The organism is Thermobrachium celere DSM 8682 (assembly GCF_000430995.1).
GTDB classification, from domain to species: Bacteria; Bacillota; Clostridia; order Clostridiales; family Caloramatoraceae; genus Thermobrachium; species Thermobrachium celere.
This window is the reverse complement of the sequence record NZ_HF951992.1, coordinates 1-3,296: the sequence shown is the minus strand read 5'-3', so window position 1 is coordinate 3,296 and position 3,296 is coordinate 1. Positions and strand designations below refer to the sequence as shown.

The following is a 3,296-nucleotide window of genomic DNA, read 5'->3' as shown; positions in this document are numbered from 1 at the left end:
GAGGGAACCTTTGGGCGCCTCCGTTACTCTTTAGGAGGCGACCGCCCCAGTCAAACTGCCCGCCTAACAATGTCCCGTGACCAGCTTCATGGCCTCCGGTTAGAGCTTCAGTATCATCAGGGTGGTATCCCAACGGCGGCTCCATAGCGCCTGGCGACGCTACTTCTCAGCCTCCCACCTATCCTGTACAGACAATACCGAAACTCAATGCTAAGCTGCAGTAAAGCTCTACGGGGTCTTTCCGTCCAATCGCGGGTAACAAGCATCTTCACTTGTACTACAATTTCGCCGGGTCCCTTGTCGAGACAGCGCCCAGGTCGTTACGCCATTCGTGCGGGTCGGAACTTACCCGACAAGGAATTTCGCTACCTTAGGACCGTTATAGTTACGGCCGCCGTTTACTGGGGCTTCGGTTCAAAGCTTCGCTTGCGCTAACCTTTCCCCTTAACCTTCCAGCACCGGGCAGGCGTCAGCCCCTATACATCGTCTTTCGACTTAGCAGAGACCTGTGTTTTTGCTAAACAGTCGCCTGGGCCTATTCTCTGCGACCTACCTTTCGGTAGGCACCCCTTCTCCCGAAGTTACGGGGTCAATTTGCCGAGTTCCTTAACAAGGGTTCTCCCGCTCGCCTTAGGATTCTCTCCTCACCTACCTGTGTCGGTTTGCGGTACGGGCACCAGCATCCTCGATAGAGGCTTTTCTCGGCAGTGTGAAATCGGCTGCTTCGCCTTACGGCTCCCCATCAGCACTCAGCTTATCCTCCCGGATTTGCCTAAGAGGCATACCTTGTGCTTTGGACACACATATCCAGCAGTGTGCTCAGCCTATCCTCCTGCGTCCCCCCATCTCTCAAACGGCTGCTGGTGGTATCGGAATATCAACCGATTGTCCATCACCTACGCCTTTCGGCCTCGGCTTAGGTCCCGACTAACCCTCAGCGGACGAGCCTTCCTGAGGAAACCTTAGGTTTTCGGCGAATAGGATTCTCACCTATTTCTCGCTACTTATGCCAGCATTCTCACTTCTTAGCAGTCCACCAGTCCTCACGGTCTGACTTCAACCCGCTAAGAAAGCTCCCCTACCATTTGGTACCGTTGCTATCGCCTACATGGCATGTTTTAGCTTGTTGTATCTAATGCTGCTTCTTCGCTTCGCTGCGTAGCAGCATAAAGATGTCCTCTCTTTTCTGTCCTCTCTACCATATAAGCATTAGCAACGGTACCAAATCCATAGCTTCGGTGGCATGTTTGAGCCCCGGACATCTTCGGCGCAGGACCTCTCGACCAGTGAGCTATTACGCACTCTTTAAATGAATGGCTGCTTCTAAGCCAACATCCTGGTTGTCTTAGAAGTCCCACATCCTTTACCACTTAACATGCACTTTGGGACCTTAGCTGATGGTCTGGGCTGTTTCCCTTTTGACTTAGGATCTTATCACTCTAAGTCTGACTCCCGGGCATCAAGACTATGGCATTCGGAGTTTGATAAGGTTCGGTAACCTAGACGGCCCCTAGCCCATTCAGTGCTCTACCTCCATGTCTCTAACCCGAGGCTAGCCCTAAAGCTATTTCGGGGAGAACCAGCTATCTCCGAGTTCGATTGGAATTTCTCCGCTATCCACAGCTCATCCCATGGTTTTTCAACACCAACGTGGTTCGGGCCTCCAGTGAGTTTTACCTCACCTTCACCCTGTCCATGGATAGGTCACCCGGTTTCGGGTCTACGGCATGCAACTTAACGCCCTCTTCAGACTCGGTTTCCCTACGGCTTCGCACCTTAAGTGCTTAACCTCGCTACATACCGTAACTCGCTGGCTCGTTCTACAAAAAGCACGCCGTCAGGCCTTAACGCCCTCCGACTGCTTGTAGGCACACGGTTTCAGGTTCTATTTCACTCCCCTCCCGGGGTTCTTTTCACCTTTCCCTCACGGTACTATGCGCTATCGGTCACCAGGTAGTATTTAGCCTTGGGAGGTGGTCCTCCCTGCTTCCCACAGGGTTCCTCGTGTCCCGTGGTACTCTGGATCAGGTCTCGCTCAAAGTCCTTTTCGCCTACAGGGCTTTTACCTTCTGCGGCTGGCCTTTCCAGACCTATTCGGCTAAGAACTCCTTCGCTTTCTTGACCTGTCCGCAACCCCAGAGTTTCCTCTGGTTTGGGCTCCTCCCCTTTCGCTCGCCGCTACTTAGGGAATCGATTATTCTTTCTTTTCCTCCGGGTACTTAGATGTTTCAGTTCCCCGGGTGTGCCCTCCTTAGCCTATGGATTCAGCTAAGGATGCATGGCGTTAGCCATGCGGGTTCCCCCATTCGGACATCTGCGGATCACAGCCTGTTTGCGGCTACCCGCAGCTTTTCGCAGCTTACCACGTCCTTCATCGGCTCCTGGTGCCAAGGCATCCACCATGCGCCCTTTGTAGCTTGATCTTACAAAGAACTTGTTACCTTTGGCTGTGCAGTTTTCAAAGAACTTAGAACCTTACGGTTCTTCAAAACTAAACAGCGAGAGCTATTAAACCCTTAGAAAGGAGGTGATCCAGCCGCAGGTTCTCCTACGGCTACCTTGTTACGACTTCACCCCAATCACCAGCCCCACCTTCGACAGCTGCCTCCCTTGCGGGTTAGCCCACTGGCTTCGGGTGTTGCCGGCTCTCATGGTGTGACGGGCGGTGTGTACAAGGCCCGGGAACGTATTCACCGCGGCATGCTGATCCGCGATTACTAGCAACTCCGGCTTCATGTAGGCGAGTTGCAGCCTACAATCCGAACTGGGACCGGTTTTTGAGATTAGCTCCCCCTCACGGGTTTGCAACTCATTGTACCGGCCATTGTAGCACGTGTGTAGCCCAGAGCATAAGGGGCATGATGATTTGACGTCATCCCCACCTTCCTCCTGGTTAACCCAGGCAGTCCCTTTAGAGTGCCCACCCGAAGTGCTGGCAACTAAAGGCAAGGGTTGCGCTCGTTGCGGGACTTAACCCAACATCTCACGACACGAGCTGACGACAACCATGCACCACCTGTCTCACCGTTCCCCGAAGGGCACCCCCGTGTTTCCACAGGGTTCGGTGGATGTCAAGCCCTGGTAAGGTTCTTCGCGTTGCTTCGAATTAAACCACATGCTCCGCTGCTTGTGCGGGCCCCCGTCAATTCCTTTGAGTTTTAATCTTGCGACCGTACTCCCCAGGCGGGGTACTTAATGCGTTAGCTGCGGCACAGAGGGCTTCGCCCCCTACACCTAGTACCCATCGTTTACAGCGTGGACTACCAGGGTATCTAATCCTGTTTGCTCCCCACGCT

General features: G+C 53.6%; 2 rRNA genes. Both read right to left on the bottom strand.

The features are described from left to right. A 23S ribosomal RNA gene (locus TCEL_RS00110) occupies window positions 1–2,423 on the bottom strand; the annotation flags it as partial. 97 nt (window positions 2,424–2,520) lie between these two features. Then, a 16S ribosomal RNA gene (locus TCEL_RS00105) occupies window positions 2,521–3,296 on the bottom strand; the annotation flags it as partial.